20 protein-coding genes and 1 tRNA gene are annotated in these 19,818 nt (G+C 71.3%); 7 read left to right on the top strand and 14 right to left on the bottom strand.

The features are described 5' to 3' along the window. Window positions 1-96: 96 nt before the first annotated feature. Window positions 97-1,569 carry a 30S ribosomal protein S1 gene (rpsA, locus tag ACQPZA_RS12950; RefSeq protein ID WP_169398942.1) on the bottom strand — a complete coding sequence of 491 codons (1,473 nt, stop codon included), beginning with the start codon at window positions 1,567-1,569 and terminating at the stop codon, window positions 97-99. Between the two features lie 246 nt (window positions 1,570-1,815). Between rpsA and ACQPZA_RS12945 the strand changes: the two genes are divergently transcribed. After that, window positions 1,816-2,631, top strand: a complete 816-nt coding sequence (locus ACQPZA_RS12945; RefSeq protein ID WP_433280820.1) for a class I SAM-dependent methyltransferase — start codon at window positions 1,816-1,818, stop codon at window positions 2,629-2,631. A 297-nt stretch (window positions 2,632-2,928) separates the two neighbouring features. Then, complete coding sequence (locus ACQPZA_RS12940) at window positions 2,929-3,279, top strand: hotdog fold thioesterase (protein ID WP_433282795.1); 351 nt, start codon at window positions 2,929-2,931, stop codon at window positions 3,277-3,279. Between the two features lie 19 nt (window positions 3,280-3,298). Here ACQPZA_RS12940 and ACQPZA_RS12935 read toward each other — a convergent pair whose 3' ends face one another. From ACQPZA_RS12935 to ACQPZA_RS12910, 6 genes are all read right to left on the bottom strand, one after another. Then, window positions 3,299-4,021, bottom strand: coding sequence for an ABC transporter ATP-binding protein (locus ACQPZA_RS12935; protein ID WP_433280818.1), 723 nt, complete (start codon window positions 4,019-4,021; stop codon window positions 3,299-3,301). After that, the gene (locus ACQPZA_RS12930; RefSeq protein ID WP_433280816.1) at window positions 4,018-4,863 is read right to left on the bottom strand and encodes an ABC transporter ATP-binding protein; all 846 of its coding nucleotides are present in this window, start codon (window positions 4,861-4,863) and stop codon (window positions 4,018-4,020) included. Before ACQPZA_RS12930 ends, ACQPZA_RS12935 begins: the two co-directional genes overlap by 4 nt. Continuing rightward, window positions 4,860-6,392 carry a branched-chain amino acid ABC transporter permease gene (locus tag ACQPZA_RS12925; protein WP_433280814.1) on the bottom strand — a complete coding sequence of 511 codons (1,533 nt, stop codon included), beginning with the start codon at window positions 6,390-6,392 and terminating at the stop codon, window positions 4,860-4,862. Before ACQPZA_RS12925 ends, ACQPZA_RS12930 begins: the two co-directional genes overlap by 4 nt. A gap of 230 nt (window positions 6,393-6,622) precedes the next feature. After that, on the bottom strand, window positions 6,623-7,552 hold the full coding sequence (locus ACQPZA_RS12920; RefSeq protein WP_433280812.1) for a branched-chain amino acid ABC transporter permease: 930 nt from the start codon (window positions 7,550-7,552) through the stop codon (window positions 6,623-6,625). Between the two features lie 79 nt (window positions 7,553-7,631). After that, window positions 7,632-8,864, bottom strand: a complete 1,233-nt coding sequence (locus ACQPZA_RS12915; protein WP_211175412.1) for a branched-chain amino acid ABC transporter substrate-binding protein — start codon at window positions 8,862-8,864, stop codon at window positions 7,632-7,634. A gap of 186 nt (window positions 8,865-9,050) precedes the next feature. Further along, the gene (locus ACQPZA_RS12910) at window positions 9,051-9,686 is read right to left on the bottom strand and encodes an ANTAR domain-containing response regulator (RefSeq protein WP_169400601.1); all 636 of its coding nucleotides are present in this window, start codon (window positions 9,684-9,686) and stop codon (window positions 9,051-9,053) included. A gap of 148 nt (window positions 9,687-9,834) precedes the next feature. On the opposite strand from ACQPZA_RS12910, the gene ACQPZA_RS12905 reads away from it, so the two are divergent. Further along, window positions 9,835-9,908, top strand: a tRNA-Leu gene (locus ACQPZA_RS12905). Window positions 9,909-9,939: 31 nt separating this feature from the next. Here the strand turns inward: ACQPZA_RS12905 and ACQPZA_RS12900 are convergent. Both ACQPZA_RS12900 and ACQPZA_RS12895 read right to left on the bottom strand, forming a co-directional pair. Continuing rightward, window positions 9,940-10,965, bottom strand: coding sequence for an LLM class flavin-dependent oxidoreductase (locus tag ACQPZA_RS12900; RefSeq protein ID WP_433280809.1), 1,026 nt, complete (start codon window positions 10,963-10,965; stop codon window positions 9,940-9,942). Window positions 10,966-11,035: 70 nt separating this feature from the next. Continuing rightward, on the bottom strand, window positions 11,036-12,163 hold the full coding sequence (locus ACQPZA_RS12895; RefSeq protein ID WP_433280807.1) for a dipeptidase: 1,128 nt from the start codon (window positions 12,161-12,163) through the stop codon (window positions 11,036-11,038). Window positions 12,164-12,221: 58 nt separating this feature from the next. Between ACQPZA_RS12895 and ACQPZA_RS12890 the strand changes: the two genes are divergently transcribed. Together ACQPZA_RS12890 and ACQPZA_RS12885 are read left to right on the top strand one after the other, a co-directional pair. Then, on the top strand, window positions 12,222-12,713 hold the full coding sequence (locus ACQPZA_RS12890; RefSeq protein WP_169400462.1) for a DUF309 domain-containing protein: 492 nt from the start codon (window positions 12,222-12,224) through the stop codon (window positions 12,711-12,713). A gap of 40 nt (window positions 12,714-12,753) precedes the next feature. Then, the gene (locus ACQPZA_RS12885; protein WP_433280805.1) at window positions 12,754-13,905 is read left to right on the top strand and encodes a GNAT family N-acetyltransferase; all 1,152 of its coding nucleotides are present in this window, start codon (window positions 12,754-12,756) and stop codon (window positions 13,903-13,905) included. Here the strand turns inward: ACQPZA_RS12885 and ACQPZA_RS12880 are convergent. The 5 genes from ACQPZA_RS12880 to ACQPZA_RS12860 form a co-directional block, all read right to left on the bottom strand. Continuing rightward, the gene (locus ACQPZA_RS12880) at window positions 13,886-15,058 is read right to left on the bottom strand and encodes an ABC transporter substrate-binding protein (RefSeq protein WP_433280803.1); all 1,173 of its coding nucleotides are present in this window, start codon (window positions 15,056-15,058) and stop codon (window positions 13,886-13,888) included. The two genes, ACQPZA_RS12885 and ACQPZA_RS12880, sit on opposite strands and share 20 nt — an antisense overlap. 22 nt (window positions 15,059-15,080) lie before the next feature. Then, window positions 15,081-15,911, bottom strand: coding sequence for an ABC transporter permease (locus ACQPZA_RS12875; protein ID WP_211175370.1), 831 nt, complete (start codon window positions 15,909-15,911; stop codon window positions 15,081-15,083). Next, window positions 15,908-16,708, bottom strand: a complete 801-nt coding sequence (locus ACQPZA_RS12870) for an ABC transporter ATP-binding protein (RefSeq protein ID WP_433280800.1) — start codon at window positions 16,706-16,708, stop codon at window positions 15,908-15,910. Before ACQPZA_RS12870 ends, ACQPZA_RS12875 begins: the two co-directional genes overlap by 4 nt. Then, window positions 16,705-17,574, bottom strand: coding sequence for an ABC transporter permease subunit (locus ACQPZA_RS12865; protein ID WP_169400458.1), 870 nt, complete (start codon window positions 17,572-17,574; stop codon window positions 16,705-16,707). The genes ACQPZA_RS12870 and ACQPZA_RS12865 overlap by 4 nt, the downstream gene beginning before the upstream one ends. A gap of 143 nt (window positions 17,575-17,717) precedes the next feature. Continuing rightward, entirely contained in the window at window positions 17,718-18,455 is a 738-nt protein-coding gene (locus ACQPZA_RS12860) for an SDR family NAD(P)-dependent oxidoreductase (RefSeq protein ID WP_433280798.1), read from the bottom strand. 58 nt (window positions 18,456-18,513) lie between these two features. Between ACQPZA_RS12860 and ACQPZA_RS12855 the strand changes: the two genes are divergently transcribed. Both ACQPZA_RS12855 and ACQPZA_RS12850 read left to right on the top strand, forming a co-directional pair. Continuing rightward, window positions 18,514-18,783 carry an MSMEG_0570 family nitrogen starvation response protein gene (locus ACQPZA_RS12855; RefSeq protein ID WP_433282793.1) on the top strand — a complete coding sequence of 90 codons (270 nt, stop codon included), beginning with the start codon at window positions 18,514-18,516 and terminating at the stop codon, window positions 18,781-18,783. A gap of 152 nt (window positions 18,784-18,935) precedes the next feature. Beyond that, window positions 18,936-19,766, top strand: a complete 831-nt coding sequence (locus tag ACQPZA_RS12850) for a shikimate dehydrogenase (RefSeq protein WP_433280796.1) — start codon at window positions 18,936-18,938, stop codon at window positions 19,764-19,766. The last annotated feature ends 52 nt before the right edge of the window (window positions 19,767-19,818 follow it).

Genomic DNA, 19,818 nt, shown 5'->3' with positions numbered 1-19,818 from the left:
CAGCACAACCGTGACCCGGGCTTCCCCCGGACGCCGGACGGCCCCGGCGACCATTGGTCGCCGGGGCCGTCGAGTCGATCAGACCCTGCTGAGCCGTCAGGCTCCGCCGGAGAGCTTCTCGCGCAGTGCCGCAAGCTGCTCGTCGCTGGCGAGCGATCCACCGGACTCGGCCGGCTCACCGCCACCCTGCGAGGAGTAGTTGGTGCCGCCGCCGTCGGCAGCCGCCTCGGCCTCGGCCTCGGCCGACTTCTTGATCTGCGTGATGTGCTGCTCGTAGCGGGCGTGCGCCTCGGCGTACTCCTTCTCCCAGGCCTCGCGCTGAGCCTCGAAGCCCTCCTGCCAGTCGCCGGTCTCGACGTCGAAGCCCTCGGGGTAGATGTAGTTCCCCTGGTCGTCGTACTCGGCGGCCATGCCGTAGCGGGTGGGGTCGAACTCGGTGTCGACCGTCATGCCCTCGTTGGCCTGCTTGAGCGACAGCGAGATGCGGCGCCGGTCGAGGTCGATGTCGATGACCTTGACCATCGCGTCGTCGCCGACCTGCACGACCTGCTCCGGGATCTCCACGTGGCGCTCGGCCAGCTCGGAGATGTGCACCAGGCCCTCGATGCCCTCCTCGACACGGACGAACGCGCCGAAGGGAACGAGCTTGGTGACCTTGCCCGGCACGATCTGGCCGATCGCGTGCGTGCGGGCGTACAGGCGCCACGGGTCCTCCTGCGTCGCCTTCAGCGACAGGGAGACACGCTCGCGGTCCAGGTCGACGTCGAGGACCTCGACGGTGACCTCCTGGCCGACCTCGACGACCTCGCTCGGGTGGTCGATGTGCTTCCAGGACAGCTCGGAGACGTGCACCAGACCGTCGACCCCGCCCAGGTCGACGAAGGCACCGAAGTTGACCACCGAGGAGACGACACCCTTGCGCACCTGGCCGCGGGCCAGCTGGTTGAGGAACTCGCTGCGCACCTCGGACTGGGTCTGCTCCAGCCAGGCCCGGCGGGACAGGACCACGTTGTTGCGGTTCTTGTCCAGCTCGATGATCTTGGCCTCGATCTTGCGGCCGACGTACGGCTGCAGATCGCGGACGCGGCGCATCTCGACCAGCGAGGCCGGGAGGAAGCCGCGGAGCCCGATGTCCAGGATCAGGCCGCCCTTGACGACCTCGATGACGGTGCCCTCGACCGGCTCGTCGGCCTCCTTGAGAGCCTCGATCGTGCCCCAGGCGCGCTCGTACTGCGCGCGCTTCTTGGACAGGATCAGCCGGCCCTCCTTGTCCTCCTTCTGGAGAACCAGGGCCTCGACGTACTCACCGACCGACACGACCTCCGCCGGATCGACGTCGTGCTTGATCGAGAGCTCCCGCGAGGGGATGACGCCCTCGGTCTTGTAGCCGATGTCGAGCAGGACCTCGTCACGGTCGACCTTGACGATGGTGCCCTCGACGATGTCGCCATCATTGAAGTACTTGATCGTCTGGTCGATGGCGGCGAGGAAGTCCTCCTCCGACCCGATGTCGTTGACGGCGACCTGCGGGGTCGTGTGGGTCGGGGCGGCGGTGGTGTCGGTGGACATGTAGTGGGGTGCTCCGGTTATGGATGGATTGGTGGTGCGGACCAGGTGGTGTACGTCTCGTGACGTGGTGCTGTCACCCTTGCTCGTGGATCGTGGTGGAGAACGTGCGTTGAGAACATGCGTGACGTGGCCGGGCGAAGCGCGCGCAGAACCCGCGACGTTGACCACCGCGCTTCCATCATGCTACGCGCGACCCGATCAGCACGGCAATGAGGGTGGCCCCATCTCAGCTGCCACGATGGCCGCGTGAGCGCGGAAGAGCGGCTGGGAACCACCGGGGTGGCGCGGCGGGACGTCGACGCCACGGAGTCGGAACGCGCCAGCCGCATGTGGTGGGACGCCGATGCCGAGGACTACCTCGCCGAGCACGGCCGGGACATCGGCGACGCCGAATTCGTCTGGTGCCCCGAGGGTCTGCGCGAGGAAGACGCGCATCTGCTCGGCGATGTCGCGGGCCTGCGGGTGCTGGAGGTCGGGTGCGGATCCGCCCCGTGCTCGCGGTGGCTCGCCCGCGCCGGGGCCCGCCCCGTCGCGCTGGACCTGTCCGGGACGATGCTGAAGCACGCCGCAGCGCTCGGGCAGGCAACCGGGATCGCCGTACCGCTGGTGCAGGCCGGCGCCGAGCGCCTGCCGTTCGCCGACGGGTCCTTCGACGTGGCCTGCTCGGCGTTCGGGGCGGTGCCGTTCGTGGCGGAGCCGGAGCGCGTGATGCGCGAGGTGGCCCGCGTGCTGCGGCCCGGCGGACGCTGGGTCTTCGCGGTGAACCACCCCATGCGCTGGATGTTCTCCGACGACCCCGGCCCGGACGGGCTCACCGTGCAGCAGTCCTACTTCGATCGCACGCCCTACGTGGAGGTCGACGCCTCCGGCCGGGCCACCTACGTGGAGCACCACCGGACGCTGGGCGACCGGGTCCGCGACCTCGTGGCCGCAGGGCTCGTCCTCGACGACATCGTCGAGCCGGAGTGGCCCGAGGGCCGGGAGACCGTGTGGGGCCAGTGGTCCCCGCTCCGGGGCGCCCTCTTCCCCGGCACCGCGATCTTCGCGACCCACAAACCCTGACCCCACCCCCCGCGAGTCGCCCGATCCGGGCGCGCGAGTCGCCCGATCCGGGTGCGCGAGTCGCCCGATCCGGGTGCGCGAGTCGCCCGATCCCGGCCGCCCCCTGCTCCCACGCGCCCTTGATCGCCGCGAGATCCACCGTTCGGCCCTCCGCAGGGCCGAAAGCCGCATCTCGCAGCCGCGGCATCATCCACCGAGCAGGGAGGTGTGCCGGGTCGCTGTCCTAAGGTGCGGATCGTGCCCGTCGATCCCGATCCGCTGCCGTCGTCGTCAGCCGTGGAGCAGCTCACCGACCGGATGGGGATCGTGCTGGTGAAGGTCGGGCTGGACGAGGTGGTCGGGACGCTTCCGGTCGCGGGCAACCGCCAGCCCTTCGGGCTGCTGCACGGAGGCGCGAACGCGGTGCTCGCCGAGACGCTCGGCTCCACTCTCTCGGCACTGCACGCGATGCCCGAGCGGTTTCCCGTAGGGCTCGAACTGTCGTGCACGCATCACGCCGCGGCCACCGACGGCATCGTCACCGGGGTGGCCCGCCCACTTCATATCGGGCGGACCACCTCCACCACGGAGATCGTGATCACCGACGCCCGGGGCAGGCGCACCTGCACCGCCAAGCTCACCTGTCTGCACCGCGACAGCAGGCCGTGACGGCCTGCTGTCGCGGGTGTCAGCTGGCCACGCCCTCGCCGAGGTAGGCCTCCTGCACGCGTGGGTCGGCGAGCAGTTCCGGGCCGCTGCCCGACAGCGTGGTGCGGCCCAGATCGATGACATACGCCTGGTCCGACAGGGCCAGCGCGGCGAGCGCGTTCTGCTCCACCAGCAGCACCGTGGTGCCTTCGGCCTGCAGCTCACGGACGGTGGCGAAGATCTTCTGCGTCATGATCGGCGACAGCCCCATCGACGGCTCATCCAGCATCAACAGCTTCGGCCGGGACATGAGCGCCCGCCCGATCGCCAGCATCTGCTGCTCCCCGCCGGAGAACAACCCCGCCTTGTTCGCCCGCCGCTCCCCCAACACCGGGAACAACGTGAAGATCCGATCCAGATCCTGCGCGATCCCCGCCTCATCCCGGCGGGTGTAGGCACCCAGCAGCAGGTTCTCCTCCACCGTCATCCGCGCGAACAACCGCCGCCCCTCCGGACTGTGCGCCACCCCGCGGGAGAGGATCTCGTGCGCCGGCAACCGGTGGATCGGCTCACCATCCAGCAGCACCTCACCCGACTCCGGCCGCAGCAGACCCGAGATCGTCCGCAACGTGGTGGTCTTCCCCGCCCCGTTGCTCCCGATCAGGCTGACGATCTGACCCTGCTCCATCGAGAACGACACCCCGCGCACCGCCTGGATCGCACCGTAGGCGACCGTGAGGTCACGGACCTCGAGAAAACTCACTGCTGCCCCCCACCGTGGATCTGCGCATCGACCTCATCCGGCGGCGCCCCCAGATACGCCTCCACGACCCGCGGGTCACCCCGCACCTCATCCGGGCTGCCCTCCACCAACACCTCACCCTGCACCAGCACCAACACCCGGTCACACAGCGTGAAGATGAACTTGGTGTCGTGCTCGATCACCACCACCGAGATCCCCAACTCCCGGATCGCGAAGATCAACTGCCGGGTCGCCTCGGTCTCCTGCGCGTTCATCCCCGCGGTCGGCTCATCCAGCAACAACACCGCCGGATCCGTCGCCAACGCCCGCGCGATCTCCAAGCGGCGCTGATCCCCATACGGCAGGTTGCGCGCCAACTCGTCGGAGAACTGCGTCAACCCCACGAACCCCAGCAACTCCTCCGTCCGCGCCTGCGCCTCCGCCTCACTACGACGGAAACCCGGACCGTGCAACAGCGACGACAACGGGCTCTGCCGCATCCGCACATGCCGGCCGACCAGCACGTTCTCCTGCGCGGTCATACTCGGGAACAACCGGATGTTCTGGAACGTCCGCGCCACCCCCTGCTCGGTCACCCGCGCCGGGTCCTGCGGCAACACCGTCCCCCGCAACGTCACCGACCCCGACGTCGGCGCATACAACCCCGTCAGACAGTTGAACAGCGTGGTCTTACCCGCCCCGTTCGGCCCGATCAACCCGATGATCTCGCCCTCGGCCAGACCGAACGACACATCGTTGAGGGCCCGCAGCCCGCCGAACTGCATCGTGACGCCGGACGCCTGCAGCATGGCCGGCTGGGCCTTCGCGTGCCGGGGCGCCATGTTGGCGGTCGGCCGGGTCATGACGCGCTCGCTTTCACAGTGCCCCCGCCGTCCGCGCCGGGTATCGGGGCCGTCACCGGCTCGGCATCCGGTGCCAGCTCAGCGCGCCGGTGCCGGTCGGGCACCAACCCCTGCGGCCGGAACCGCATGATCAGAATCAAGGCGATACCGAACAACAACAACCGGTAATCGGAGAACTCCCGCAGCTTCTCCGGCAACACGAACAGGATCGACGCCCCCAACACCGCACCCGGGATCGTCCCCATCCCACCCAGAATCACCGCAGCCAACAACGTCACCGACTCCAGGAACCGGAAACTCTCATACGACACCGTCGCGGTCTTGTGCGCGAAGAACGCCCCCGCGAACCCCGCCAACGTCGCCCCGATCAAGAACGCCAAGATCTTGATCGGACCCGTCCGGATCCCCATCGCCCGCGCCGCGTCCTCATCCTCCCGGATCGCGATCCACGCCCGACCCAACCGCGAACTCTTCAAGTTCGCAAACACCAACATGACCACAGCCACGATCAACACGATCAACACGTAATACAAGACACCCGGCGCCAACCGCAGCCCACCGATGACCAACGCATCGTTGAAGTCGGTGCCGAACAACGACACCGGCGGAATCCCCGGGATCGCGTTCGACCCACCCGTCAACCCACCGATGTTGTTCTGCGCACTCCGCACAAAAATCTCACCGAACGCCAACGTCACGATCGCCAGATAATCCCCACGCACCCGCAGCGTCGGCGACCCCACGATCGCCCCGAAGATCCCCGCCACCACCGCCGAGATCACCATCACCAACGGGAACGGCAACTCGATCCCCACCTGCGACGCCGCCGCACCCGACAGGTTCGCCGCCACGAACGCCCCGATACCCAAGAACGCGACATACCCCAGGTCCAACAACCCCGCCAGACCCACCACGATGTTCAGCCCGATCGCCGTGGCCGCATACACCCCGATGTTCGCCGACACCGTCAACCAGTACTCACTACCCGCCCCGGTCAACGGCAACAGCAACGCCGCGATCAGCAACACCGCCACGCTGAACACCCGGTGGCGCTCCGACACCGCACCCACCCAGGTCAGCAGGCCCGAGGCGTGCAACGCCCCGAGTAGACCGCCGACCGCACCGAGGAACGACAGGAACACCGCACCCGAGTAGGCGTTCGCGGCGCTGCCCTGCCCACCACTGGTCAGCACCGCCGACACCAGCAACAGCAACAGCCCGTAGGTGACCACCAGCAGCAGCCACTCGACGTAGCGGTTGAACCGCCACTGCCAGGCGGGCACGTGCGCAAGACCGCCTGCGCTCGCGCCGACGACCAGCAGCGCGCCGCCGATGAGCGCCACGATCGCGCCGAACGCGATGGCGCCGTCCGCTGCGGTGATCGCGCCCAGGCCACCGCCCTCGGCGGCGATGTAGAGCCCGTTGACGACGCTGACCGCGACCGCGCCCCAGCCCAGGGCCCGCAGGATGCGCCCCCGGCCGGGGACCGAGACCAGCGAGATGACGATCGCGGCGATCCCGAACAGCACCAGGTGCAACCGGAAACCGGTGACGGCGAAGGGCGCACTGAAGAACTCGAGCGTGGACTTCTCGGGGTACGGACCCTCGTTGAGCACGAACGTCGCCCACGGCAACAGCGCGCCGACCAGGGTGAGGACCCCGCCGGCGACGGTCAGCACGGTGGCGTAACGCGCCAGCGGAGCGAGCCGCGCGCTGGGCGGGGGAGGCGCCGCCGGAGCAGGCGGCCTCTCGAGAGTGGTCATGCCCGCACCCTCTCCGTCTCACCGAAGAAGCCCTGCGGCCGGAACACCAGCACCGCGATGAGCACCACGAAGATCCACACGTAGTCGTACGCCGAACCGCCCGGCAGGTACTGCCCACCCAGCGACTTGATCAATCCGATCGCGAGACCGCCGACGACCGCTCCGCGGATGCTCCCGATCCCGCCCAGCACCGCCGCGGTGAACGCGAAGATGCCGTTCTGGAACCCCATGTCGATGTTGATGTTGTTGAGGTACCCGCCGTAGAGCACGCCGCCGATACCGGCCAGCGCACCACCGAGGACGAACGTGAGCACGATGACGCGGTCGGGGTCGATACCCATGAGCCGGGCCACGTCCCGATCCTGCGCGGTGGCACGCATCGCGCGCCCCATCCGCGACCGTTCGATGAACAGTTGCAACCCGACGGCCAGCGCCAGCGACACGACGATCAGCAGCATCCCGGAGTACTTGATCGGGACACCGTCACCGATCGGGATGATCAACGTGCCCGGCACGAAGATGTTGGGGAACGGGATGGCCGCGGTGGCGCCCGGGTAGAAGACGCGGACCGCCTCCTGCAGCGCTACCGACACGCCCAGTGCGGTGATGAGCGGGGCCAGCCGCGGCGCGTTGCGCAGCGGCCGGTAGGCGAATCGTTCCATCAGGACCGCAACAGTCACCGCGACGGCGGCACCGGCGATCAGCAACAGCGGCAGTGCGAGGTACCACTGCTGCTGGATGAACGTGGGGAGCAGGTAGGTGAACATCGCCAACCCGCCGTAGGCACCGACCATGAAGATCTCGCCGTGGGCAAAGTTGATCAGTTGGATGATGCCGTAGACCATCGTGTAGCCGAGTGCGATCAGTCCGATCAGGGAACCGAGCACCAGTCCGTTGACGATCTGGGACAGCAGCGTGGACAGCAAGCGGGTGGTCCCTCCACGAGCGCCGGGGGCGGAGTGTTGCCCCGCCCCCGGCCTGTGATGCCGTTTTGTGGTCTACAGATCAGCCCTGGAAGCTGCCCGTGGACCCCTCGACCGGCGAGAAGTTGTCGCCCTCGACCGTGTAGACGGTGAGCACCTTGTTGGTGGTGTCGCCGTACTGGTCGAACGCGATCGGACCGCCCGCACCGTCCAGCTTGGTCTCCTGCACGGCCTTCACGATGTCGGCCCGCTTGGCCTCGCTGTAGTCACCGCCGGCCAGGGCCTTGGCCACCCCGGCGATGATCACGTTGGCCGAGTCGTAGGTGAACGCGCCGTAGGCACCGAAGTCCTCGGCGTAGTTCGCCGCCTTGTAGTCGGCGATGAACTGCTGCGCGCTGGGCAGGGAGGCGGCCGGCGCACCGACGTTGGTGGCGAGGTCACCCGGGCGTCCGCCGAGCGCGACGAACTGCGGGTCGACGATGCCGTCGCCGCCCATCAGCGGCACGTTGAGACCGGCGGCCGCGAGCTGGGCCGACAGCGGGCCCGCCACCGGGTACTCACCGCCGTAGTAGACGGCGTCCGGGTTGAGCGCCCGGATCTGCGTGATCACACCCGAGAAGTCGGTGTCGCGCTCGCCGACCTTCTCGCGGGCGACGATCTTGGCCCCGAGCTTGGTGGCCTGGTCCGAGAACTGCTCCGCGAGCCCTGAGCCGTATGTCTTGCCGTCGTCGATCACGGCGATGTTCTTCTTGCCCGCGGTCTGAACCAGGTAGTTCGCCGCGAACGGACCCTGCACGAGGTCGGTGGTGGCCACCCGGAAGTAGTTGTCGAACGGCCGTGCCGGCGCGGAGGTGTTCGCACCGAGGGTCAGCGCAGGCCCGGTGTTGGCCGGAGAGACCTGCACGATGTCGCGTTCCTGGAGGATCGGCTGCACCACCTGGGCGGTGGACGAGTTCAGCGTGCCGACGACCCCGACGACGTTGGGGTCGGAGGCCAGCTTGGTGGCAGCCTGGTTCGCGACCTGCGGCGTGGCCTGGTCGTCCTCCGGCTGGAACGCCAGCTGGTAGCCGGGTACCGCGCACTTCTGGTTGGCCTGGTCCACCGCGAGGTCGGCCGAGTTGCGCATACCGAGACCGAGAGCGGAGAGCCCACCCGACAGGGGCGCGATCATGCCGATGATCAGCGTGCCCTTGCTGGTGTCGCAGGCAGCGCCGCCCCCCGTGCCGGTGGCCTCCTCACGGTTGGTTCCGCATGCCGTGAGCCCGAGAGCTCCGGCAAGGATCGCGGCGGTGACGACCGTCCGCCTCCGAATCATCCTGTTTTTCCTTCCGTACTGCGCGATCTGCTCCGGGCGAGGCCCCGACGTCCGTTGCCCCCGGTTGCCGGGGAGACTCGCGGACGGTAAAGGAAAGCACTCGACCGAGTCACCATCCGGGGCGGGTCCTTTACCGGACCGCAATCTGCCAACGCGGATTGTGACGATCGCTCAGCGGAGGGTGAATCAGGCCTTCGGAGCGGCGAGCCCGTCGACCACAGCCTCGGCGACGGCCTTCATGGTGGTGCGGCGGTCCATCGCCGTGCGCTGGATCCAGCGGAACGCCTCCGGCTCCGACATGCTCTGCCTCGTCATCAGCAGCCCCTTCGCGCGGTCGACGACCTTGCGGGTCTCCAGCCGCTCGGTGAGCGTGGCGACCTCGTCCTCGAGCGCGCGCTTCTCCGCGAAGCGGGACACGGCCAGCTCGATGGCGGGCACCAGCTCGTGGCGCGCGAACGGCTTCACCAGGTAGGCCATCGCGCCGGCGTCTCGCGCCTGCTCGATGAGGTCGCGCTGGCTGAACGCCGTGAGCATGACGACGGGCGCGATGCGCTCCTCGACGATCGACGCAGCAGCGGTGATGCCGTCGACCTTCGGCATCTTCACGTCCATGATCACGAGATCGGGGTTCAGCTCACGGGCCAGCGCAACGGCCTGCTCGCCGTCGCCGGCCTCGCCCGCAACGACATAGCCCTCCTCGGTGAGCATCTCGGCGAGGTCGAGACGGATCAGCGCCTCGTCCTCCACCACGAGCACCCGCAGACCAAGGCCCTGTCCGGCCTCGCCTGCAGTCGTGTCCTGCTCCGAAACCTGCTGCGTCACGAGGCTTCTCTCCTTCGCCGGAGGGTCGTACCGGAAGCCTTCAGGGTACCGGGCGACGCCGGGGAACCGGCTGTGATCTCGCCGGACCCGAAGTGGGGGTCGAGGCGGTCGCACGACAGGTCCCCGCTAGGATCACCACCTGCAACTTGCCCCCGTAGCCCAATTGGCAGAGGCGACGGATTCAAGTCCCGTTCAGTGTGCGTTCGAGTCGCACCGGGGGCACAGACAGCTTTCCCTCCCGGTTCGGCCGGCACTATTCGCCGCTGCCGCCGGTCCAGCCGAGCGCAGGTCCGAGGTGGGTGGCGATGTCGGTGAGGATCTGGACGTAGTCCTCGTGCTCGAAGGTGAACGGCAGCGCGAAGGCCACCTCGTCGATCTCCCGGAATGCGACGTCGGCATGGAGCCGCTCGGCGATCTCCGCCGACGTGCCGACGAGGTCGGGCGCGAACATCATGCGTGCCGGACCCTGGGGGGTGGCGGTCCGGGGGGTGCGCTTCTCCGCGAACGCCAGGTACTTCGCGCGCTGCTCGGGCGAGGCCGAGTCGGTGGGGATCACGACGAGCCCCTGGGAGATGCGCGCGCGGTCGCCGTCGGGGTGGTGGGCGCGGAACGTGCGGATGTGCGAGAGCTGGATCTCGGCGAAGTCCTCGGACTCCTCGGCCTTGACCACACTGCTCATCAGGAAGGCCATCCCGTTCTCGCCGGCCCATCGGGCCGACCGCAGGCTGGCGCCGCCGTACCACATGCGGGCGGCCAGGCCCTCGGAATGCGGCTGCACACGGTCGGAGAACACCTCGAAGCCCTCGACCCCGCTGAAGTCGGTGGCGGGCTTGCCGCGCACGAGGTCCAGCAGCCGCCGCACCCGCTCGTAGCTGAAGTCCTCGCTGTCGGCGGTGTCGGGGTACAGCGCGTTCTTGACGCGGTCGTAGTGCATCGGGGGGCCGACACTGACGCCGGGGTTGAGGCGGCCACCGGAGAGGATGTCGACCGTGGCGAGGTCCTCGGCCAGCCGCAGCGGGTTCTCCCAACCCAGCGGGATGACCGCGGTGCCGAGCTCGATCCGGCGGGTGCGTTGCGTGGCAGCGGCCAGTACGGCGACCGGTGAGGAGATGCCGTACTGCAGGTGCCGGTGACGCACCCAGGCACTGTCGAACCCCAAGCGCTCCCCCAGCTCGATGATCTCGAGTGTGGACTCGTGGCCGCGGCGGGGGTCGGCCTCGTCGAACAGCCCGATGGTCAGGAAGCCCAACTTCCGCAACGGTTCCGACGGCAACGGCACCAGATCCTCCCAATGCGATAGGGCCAGTCCGATTGTGCGGGTGGCCCGGCGGATCCCGCCACCGCGGCGGTCAGGCCGCCGCCTCCTCGGCGGCGCGCAGCACCCGCAGGGCGTTGCGCCCGGCGAGCTTCGCGCAGTCGTCCTCGCTCCAGCCGCGCTCCAGCAGGGCAGCGAACAGCGCCGGGTACCGCGACACGTCCTCGAGCCCGACGGGGAGCTCCCTGGTGCCGTCGAAGTCCCCACCGATGCCGATGTGGTCGACACCCGCCACCTCGCGGGCGTGCTCCACGTGCGCCACGACGTCGGCCAGGGTCGCCTCCGGGCAGGGCGGCCCGGCCCACGACGCGGCGAAGGCGTCGCGCGCCCGCAGGTCGCGGTGGTCGATCCCGGCGTCGGTCATGGCGGCCTGCAGCGCCACGTCCCACTCGGCGACGGCAGCCGAGACGAACCGTGGGACGAAGGTCACCATGCAGACGCCGCCGTTCGGGGCGAGCGCGCCCAGTACGTCGTCCGGCACGTTGCGGGGATGGTCGGTGACCGTGCGGCAGGACGAGTGGGTGAACAGCACCGGCGCGGTGGTGGTGGCCAGCGCGTCGCGCATGGTGGTGGCGGCCACGTGGGAGAGGTCGACGACCATGCCGATCCGGTTCATCTCGCGCACCACCTCGCGGCCGAAGTCGCTGAGACCCCCGTGCACGGGCTCGTCGGTGGCCGAGTCGGCCCAGTCGGTGTTGAGGTTGTGGGTGAGGGTCAGGTACCGGACGCCGAGGCGGCGCAGTGCACTCAGCACCCCGAGCGACCCCCCGATGCAGTGGCCGCCCTCCGCGCCGAGCAGCGAGCCCACCCGGCCACCCGCGAAGGCCGCGGCGGCCTCGTCGGCGGTGGTCGCGAGCCCGAGGTCATCCGGGTACCGCTCGGTGAGCCGGTGCACCAGCTCCACCTGCTCCAGCACCGCGGTCACGGCGTCGGCTCCCGCGAACGAGCACGGCACGTACACCGACCAGAACTGGACGCCGACCCGGCCGGCCCGCAGCCGCGGCAGGTCGGTCTGCAGCGCGGGCAGCCCCGCGGCGAGGTCCGTGCCCGCCACGGCGGCGGCGGGGTCGGGCCCGGCGAGGCGGCGCAACGCCCACGGCAGGTCGTTGTGCCCGTCGACGAGCGGGGTGCGGGAGAGCAGGTCGAGCGCCCGGTGATCCACTGCCCGAGTATCACCCCCCAGGGCCCGTCTCCGCACCGATCGTGGCACGGTGCATGTCATGACCACCCCCCGCGACCGTGACGCCGCGGGGCGGGCCCGCAACGCCCGCCCCCGCGACGCGTACGGACGTCCGCTCCCCCGCGGCAGCGAGGGCGTCGACCGGGTGCCCGAGGACCTCGTGCTCACCCCCGACGAGTCCGTGACGGAGGCCCAGCGGCTGCTCGACGCCGGCCGCCCGTTCTCCGCGCACGAGGTGCTGGAGGGGGCGTGGAAGGCGGCAGCGGAGCCGGACCGGGAGCTGTGGCGCGCGCTGGCCCAGCTCGCCGTCGGGCTGACGCACGCCCAGCGCGGCAACGCCCGCGGCGCGATCGCGCTGCTCGACCGCGGGGCGGGGCACCTCGCCCGCTGGGTCGGCCCGGTGCCCGCCGGGCTCGACATCCCGGGTCTGCTGGCCCACGCCGAGGCACTGGCCCGCCGGATCGAGCGCGACGGCGCGGACGGCCTCACCACGGACGATCTGAGCCCGCGCCTGCGGGCCGGCGTGGCGTAACCCGTTCGCCAGGAACGTGCCGGTCCCGAGATCATGCCTCGTGGCCATCACACCGGTGCTGACCGACGGCGTCGTCACCCTCCGCGCGCACGTCGACGCCGACGTCGACGACCTTCTCCTGATGGGGTCCGATGCGGAGTCGGCCCGCTGGACGACCGTGCCCGTGCCCTACGGCCGCCACCACGCCGAGCACTGGGTGCACGAGGACGTGCCGGCCGGGTGGCGTGACGGCACGGCCTTCCGCTGGGCGATCGAGGCGGTCGAGGCGGGTAGGCCCCGGTTCGCCGGCAACCTCGACATCCGCACCGGCCCACCGCCGGACCTCGGGTTCGCCGCGGCGCCGTGGGCCAGGGGCCGGGGGCTGGTGACGCGGGCCGCCCGGCTGGCCACCCGGTGGGCGTTCGACACCTGCGGGCTGCCGATCGTGCACTGGTCGTCGATCGCGGGGCACCTCGCGTCCTGGCGGGTGGCCCACGCCTGCGGCTTCACCTTCCACGGGGAGCGGCCGCTCTCCGTGGCGCACCGCGGCGCGCTGCACGACGGCTGGTACGCGTCGCTGCGGCCCGGCGACGAGCAGTCGCCGCGCACGACCTGGTGGCCGGTGCCCGTCCTGGAGGGGGAGCGCGTCCGGCTGCGGGCGCACACCGAGGCCGACCTGCCGCGCATCGCCGAGGCCTGCTCCGACGAGCGGTCCCGGCACTGGCTGGCCGGGCTCCCCCACCCCTACACGGTGCAGACCGCGCGCGAGTTCGTGCTGAGCCGGCGGCTCGGCGAGTCGCTCGGGCAGTCGGTCACGTGGGCGGTGGCCGACCGGGACGACGACCGGCTGCTCGCCAACCTGGCCGTCTTCGGGCTCGCCGACGCCCTCAACCCCACCGGCGGGGAGATCGGCTACTGGGCCCACCCTGACGCGCGCGGCCGCGGGCTCGTGAGCGAGGCCGTGGACCTGGTGGTGGCGCACGCGTTCACCCCGGTGCCCGACGGTGGGCTCGGGCGCCACCGGCTGCAGATCGGCGCCGCGTGGTCGAACACCGCGAGCCGGCACGTGGCCGAGCGGGCCGGATTCACCCTCGCCGCCCGCTACCGCCTGGACGGCGTGATCGGCCACGGCGAGAGCCGCAGGCTCGACGACGGCGCGTGGTACGAGCGGCTCGTCGACGACCCGGCCGCGGTCACGACCCGCCGGGGTTGAGGGTGACGGTCGTGGGCGCGTAGCCGGCCCCCACCACGTCGACACCGTCGGCCTTCAACAGCCCGATCGCGCGCTCGACGTAGGTGTTGGTGAACGCCTCCGGGTCGGGGTCACGCGTGAGCACCGTCTGCCCGTCGGCGTTCACGGCCGTGCGCGCCACCCGTACCGTCTGCTCCCACGCCGCGGGGACGATCGTGCCCGCGCCCGCGGCAGGCGAGGGCCAGATCAGCTTGTTGACCTCGTTGACCTGCCACAGCTGGTGGCTGGCACCGAGCGTCGACCCCGCCTTGACGACGATGTCGCGGCAGGACTCGACGTTGTCGCGGCAGTACGCCCAGCCCTCGATCGAGGCCGCGATGAACCGGGTGGTGGTGTCCTCGTAACCGGGGTCCGACAGCCGCTCGGTGCTGGCCCAGATCGCGTCCTGCAGCATCGCGGTGCCGGTGTCGTTCCAGTTGATCACCGAGAAGTCGGCCGGTGTGTAGAGCTGCCCCGTCGCCGGGTTCCGCGCCTCGAGCACCTGCGCGTACTCGTTGTAGGACATGGCCTGCGCGGCGTCGATCTCGCCGGACAGCAGCGCCTCCATGTCGAACTGCTGCTGCACCAGCGTGACGTCACGGGCCGGCGTGAGCCCGGCCGCGGTCATGCCCGCGAAGAGCTCGAACTCGTTGCCGAAGCCCCAGTTGCCCACCCGCTTGCCCCGCAGGTCGGCCGCGGACGTGATGCCCTTGTCCGCGAACGCCACCTGGTAGGTGCCCGAACGCTGGAAGATCTGGGCGACGTCGGTGATCGCCGCGCCCTGCTCCCGCGAGGCCAGCGCCTTCGGCACCCAGGCGATCGCGTAGTCGGCCTGACCCTGGGCCAGCACCGTCTGCGGGACGATGTCGACCCCGCCCTCCTTGATCTGCACGTCGAGCCCGCGCTTGGCGTAGAAGCCCTGGTCGACGGCGGCGAGGTACCCGGCGAACTGGCCCTGGGTGGACCACTGCAGCTGCAGCGTCACCCGCTGCGGGCCGTCGCCCGGCGCGGAGCTGTCCGTGCCCGGCCCCGTCGTCGTGCACGCGGCCACGGAGACCACGAGCGCGGCCGCCACGGCGAGCGGGCGCAGGAGTCGTCGGGACGGCGGGCGACCGGCCGCTGAGCGTCGGTGCATGGGGACCTCCGGAGTTCGTCGATCAGGTGCGACCGCGGGTCACCAGGCGCTCGACGAGCAACCCGGCGAGGTGGAACAGCAGCCCCAGTGCGATGGAGGCGGCGACGAAGGCCCACGCGCGGGCGTAGGCGGTGTTGGCGGCGGCCGAGGAGATCCTGCTGCCCAGGCCGTTCTGCAGGCCGCCGAAGTACTCCGCGACGATCGCCGCGATCACCGCGGCGGGCGCGGCCAGCCGCAGCCCCGTCATGATGTACGGCACCGCACCCGGCAGCCGGACGAACCGCGCGTGTTGCCACGGGGTGGCGGCGAGCGACGTCATCAGCTCGGCGTGCACCGGCTGCACCTGGCGCAGCCCGCGCATCGTGGACACGAACACGGGCACGATCACCACCACCGTGACCACGAGGCGGCGCGCGACCTCCGTGGTGGAGCCGAACATCGTGGTGAACACCGGGGCGAGCGCCACGATCGGCACGGCGCTCGCGGCCAGCACCACCGGCGTGGCGAGCTCCTGCACCAGCCGGGACGCCGCCGCGAGCAGCGCCAGCGCCACCCCGATGACGAACCCGGCCACCAGCCCGACCAGCGCGTTGCCGCCGGTGACCGCGGTGGTGGCGAGGATGACGGGGGCCTGGGCCCCGATCTGCGTGACGATCGCGCTCGGCGGCGGCAGCAGGAAGGAGGGCACCCGGCCCAGCACCACCACCAGCTCCCACACCACGAGCCCGGCGATCCCGAACGCGACGGCGGGCCAGACCCCGAGCAGCCGCCCCGCGCCGCGTCCCGTCCCGGGCCGTACGCGCCTGCCCGAGCTCACACCCGCCGCGCCGGGCACCGCGTCCGACCTGGTCACTCGTGCCCCTTGCGCAGCGCCTCGCGCACCGCGGTGATCGCGGAGAAGAAGGCGCCGGACTCGCGGACGTCCTCGACGTCGGCGGGTGCGAGGTCGGTGGCCGCCCCGTCGGCCGGCCGGCAGCCCGGCACGATCTCGGTGATCCGGCCCGGCCGCGGTGACATGACCACCACCCGGTCCGAGAGCACGACCGCCTCCGGGATCGAGTGCGTCACGAACAGCACGGCGGCCCCGGTCTCCCCGATGATCCGCAGCAGCTCGGCCTGCATCCGCTCGCGGGTCATCTCGTCCAGCGCCCCGAACGGCTCGTCCATCAGCAGCAGCCGCGGGCTGGGCGCCAGCGCCCTGGCGATCGCGACCCGCTGCTGCATGCCGCCCGACAGCTCGCTCGGGCGCGACCCGGCGAACTCGTGCAGCCCGACGAGCGTCAGCAGCTCCGCCGCGCGCGCCCGGCGTTCCCCCTTCCCGACACCGTGGACGTGCAGCGGCAGCTCGACGTTCTCGGCGACCGTGCGCCATTCGAGCAGCCCGGCCTGCTGGAAGGCGATGCCGTAGTCCTGGTCCAGCCGCGCCTGCTGCGGCGACTTCCCGCCGACGAGCGCCGCACCACCGGTCGGCTGCTCCAGGTCGGCGACGACGCGCAGCAGCGTCGACTTCCCGCAGCCCGAGGGCCCGATCAGCGACACGAACTCACCCGGGCCCACCTCGAGGTCGATGCCGTCGAGGGCGTGGACGTCGAGGGCGTGGACGTCGCCGAACCGCTTGTCGACGCCGGTGAGGGCCACCGCGGCGGTCATCGGACGCTCCCGCGGTAGCGGCGCAGCCCGACGTCCAGGAGCCCGACGGCGCCCGCCGCGACGAGCCCCAGCACCGCGGCGCCGAGGATCGCGGTGTACATCCGCGAGGGATCACCGGTGGCGGACTGCGCGTACTCGATGATCAGCCGGCCGATCCCCCCGCGCGTGCCGGTGGAGATCTCCGCGACGATCGCGCCCACCACCGCGGCCGCGGCGGCGAGCCGCACCGCCGGCACGACGTGCGGGACGGAGGCGGGCAGCCGCAGGCGTACCAGCGTGGTCCACCAGCCCGAGGCCATGGCGCGGAACAGCTCGACGTCGGCGCTCACCGGTGAGGTGAGCCCGCGCAGCATCCCCACCGCGATCGGGAAGAACGCCAGGTAGGACGCGATGACCATGACGCTCGCCCACGGCTGCCACGACCAGCCCAGGATCGCGATGTTGCCACCCCACCCGGCCACCAGCGGGGCGATCGCGATGAGCGGCACCGTCTGCGACGCCACGACGTAGGGCAGGGCGGCCCGCTCCACCAGCCGGAAGCGCTGCATGACCAGCGCCAGCAGGACCCCGAGCACCCCGCCGAGCAGCAGCCCGCCCATGGCGAGCCCGAGGGTGAACAGCGCACCGGAAGCCACGGCCGCACCGACGGTGCGCGTGGTGGCGGCCCCCGCGACCTCGGGCTCGGTCAGCCGGCCGAGCACGGTCCAGACGTGCGGCATCGCCGCGTTGTCGGTGCGGGGCAGCACGCGCGTGCCGCCGACCGTGACCCCGCCCGGGGGCAGCACGAGCTTCGCGAGCTCCCACAGCACGATGAGCAGCACGAACGCCGCGACAGTTGTGACAACCGTGCGCGACCGACTTCCCATCCGCAGGCTCCTGACGCTCGGCCACACCCCGCGGGTTCCCGGGTGGTGGAAGGCGATACTGCGAGGCGCGGATGACCGTAGCGTTACCGGAGCGTTCCCAGTAGTGCCTGCTGCTCCGTATGTCCGTTCAGCGGTATGTCCGCTCAGCGCGGCATCCGCCGCCACAGCGCGCGGGGCGCATGGCGGAGCACGGCGAACACCGGACGCAGCACCGCCGGCACCCAGACCTCGCCCCGGCCGCTGCGCAGCGCCCGCACGGTGGCGTCCGCCACCTGGTCCGGAGTGGACGAGAAGGGCGCAGGCGTCATGCCGTCGGTCATCCGGCCGATGACGAAGCCCGGACGCACCAGCAGCACCCGGGCTCCGCTGCCGTGCATCGCGTCCGCGAGGCCGCTGGTGAAGCCGTCGAGACCGGCCTTCGCCGATCCGTAGACGTAGTTCGCGCGGCGCACCCGCACCCCGGCGACCGACGAGAACACCACGATCGTCCCGCAGCCCTGGGTGCGCATCACGGCCGCGAGCTGCGTGAGCACCGCGACGTGCGCGACGTAGTCGGTGTGCACGATCTGGACGGCGTGGTCCGGGTCGCGCTCCGCCCGCACCTGGTCCCCCAGCACGCCGAACGCGACCACCACGACGTCGAGCCTGCGATGGCGGCGTACGACGTCGAGCAGCACCGCGCGGTGCGACCCGAGGTCGTCGGCGTCGAACTCGACCCGGTCCACCTCGGCCGCCCCGGCCTCACGCAGCGTCTTCTCCTCGGCGTCGAGGTCAGCGCTGCGGCGCGCCGCCAGCACCACCGTCGAGCCCGGCGCGAGCCTGCGCGCCACTTCCAGTCCTATCTCGCTCCGTCCACCAAGGACAAGAACCGTCTCCCCCATCGGCGCAGCCTGACATATCGCCGCAACACGTGAGATCTAGCGTGGCGGCGTGCCCGAGATGACTTTCGAGATCCGCTGGCCCGACGGCTCGGCGCGGCCCTACTACTCGCCGTCGCTCGTCGTGGAGGAGTACCTGACCGCCGGGGAGTCCTACCCCGTCGAGGAGTTCGTGCGGCGCAGCCGGGAGGCGCTCGGGATCGCCGGCGAGCGGGTACGCGCGAAGTACGGCTTCCCCTGCTCGCGGGCGGCGGCCTCGCTGGCGGCGATCGAGCAGACGGCGGCCGGCTTCGCCGACGGTTCGGTGCGCGTGGAGCGCCTGACCCGCTGACACCACCCGCGAGTCGCACGAAAACCGTGCGCGAGTCGCCCCAAAACCGTGCGCGAGTCGCCCGGAAATCGTGCGCGAGTCGCCCGATCTCCGCGGGCGCTGCGTCCACGGCCCGCTGAGGTCGAGGCCGGCACCTGGCACATACTGGCCCGATGCACGCCGCCGTCCTCGGCTCTCCGGTCGCCCACTCGCTCTCGCCTGCCCTGCACACCGCCGCCTACGCCGCGCTCGGGCTGCACGACTGGAGCTACGAGCGCTGCGAGTGCGACGAGGCCGGCCTGCCCCGCTTCGTCGCCGGGCTGGATCGCGAGTGGGCCGGGCTCTCGCTGACGATGCCGCTCAAGCGGGTGGCGCTCGAGGTCGCCGACGAGGTCTCGCCGCTGGCCACGGCCACCGGCGCCGCCAACACGCTCGTCCTGCGCGACGGGCGCTGGTCCGCCCACAACACCGACGTCGCCGGTCTTGTCGCCGCGCTGCGGGGGGCGGGCGTCGGGGTGACGGGGGCGACCGGGCGGGCCGTCGTGCTCGGCGCCGGCGGCACGGCCCAGGCCTCGCTGGCCGCACTGCGCGAGCTGGGGGTGCCCGAGGTGGACGTGCTCGTGCGGTCCGTCGAACGGGCGGGTGAGCTGCGGGCGGCGGCCGACCGGCTCGGGGTGTCCCCCACCGTCAGCGCCGCCCTGACCGACCCGTCATCGGCGAGCGCCGCGATCACCGGGGCCGACATCGTGATCTCCACACTGCCGGCCGGAGCCGCCGACGCCCTCGCCGGTGCCGGCCCGGGCACGGTGGTGCTGGACGTTGTCTACGCCCCGTGGCCCACCCGGTTCGCCGCCACCGCGGCGGCCGCCGGAGCGCAGGTGGTGAGCGGGCTGGAGATGCTGCTGCACCAGGCCGTCGCGCAGGTGGAGCTGATGACCGGGCGCCCCGGCCCGGTGGCGGAGATGCGCAGCGCGCTCGACGAAGCAGTGGCCGCGCGCGCCTGACCCGCCCCCACGCCCGCGAGTCGCCCGATTCCTGCGCGCAAGTCGCCCGATC

It is taken from the genome of Pseudonocardia xinjiangensis (assembly GCF_050948425.1).
GTDB lineage: Bacteria > Actinomycetota > Actinomycetes > Mycobacteriales > Pseudonocardiaceae > Pseudonocardia > Pseudonocardia xinjiangensis.
The sequence above is the reverse complement of the archived record's forward strand: the minus strand, read 5'-3'. Positions and strand labels throughout refer to the sequence as shown.

What these genes read in the sequence shown, in the direction of transcription:
- rpsA (WP_169398942.1), bottom strand. Translation starts at nt 1,569, where the DNA reads ATGTCCACCGACACCACCGCCGCCCCGACCCACACGACCCCGCAGGTC.
- ACQPZA_RS12940 (WP_433282795.1), top strand. Translation starts at nt 2,929, where the DNA reads ATGGGGATCGTGCTGGTGAAGGTCGGGCTGGACGAGGTGGTCGGGACG.
- ACQPZA_RS12930 (WP_433280816.1), bottom strand. Translation starts at nt 4,863, where the DNA reads ATGACCCGGCCGACCGCCAACATGGCGCCCCGGCACGCGAAGGCCCAG.
- ACQPZA_RS12915 (WP_211175412.1), bottom strand. Translation starts at nt 8,864, where the DNA reads ATGATTCGGAGGCGGACGGTCGTCACCGCCGCGATCCTTGCCGGAGCT.
- ACQPZA_RS12890 (WP_169400462.1), top strand. Translation starts at nt 12,222, where the DNA reads ATGACCACCCCCCGCGACCGTGACGCCGCGGGGCGGGCCCGCAACGCC.
- ACQPZA_RS12880 (WP_433280803.1), bottom strand. Translation starts at nt 15,058, where the DNA reads ATGCACCGACGCTCAGCGGCCGGTCGCCCGCCGTCCCGACGACTCCTG.
- ACQPZA_RS12870 (WP_433280800.1), bottom strand. Translation starts at nt 16,708, where the DNA reads ATGACCGCCGCGGTGGCCCTCACCGGCGTCGACAAGCGGTTCGGCGAC.
- ACQPZA_RS12865 (WP_169400458.1), bottom strand. Translation starts at nt 17,574, where the DNA reads ATGGGAAGTCGGTCGCGCACGGTTGTCACAACTGTCGCGGCGTTCGTG.
- ACQPZA_RS12860 (WP_433280798.1), bottom strand. Translation starts at nt 18,455, where the DNA reads ATGGGGGAGACGGTTCTTGTCCTTGGTGGACGGAGCGAGATAGGACTG.
- ACQPZA_RS12855 (WP_433282793.1), top strand. Translation starts at nt 18,514, where the DNA reads ATGACTTTCGAGATCCGCTGGCCCGACGGCTCGGCGCGGCCCTACTAC.
- ACQPZA_RS12850 (WP_433280796.1), top strand. Translation starts at nt 18,936, where the DNA reads ATGCACGCCGCCGTCCTCGGCTCTCCGGTCGCCCACTCGCTCTCGCCT.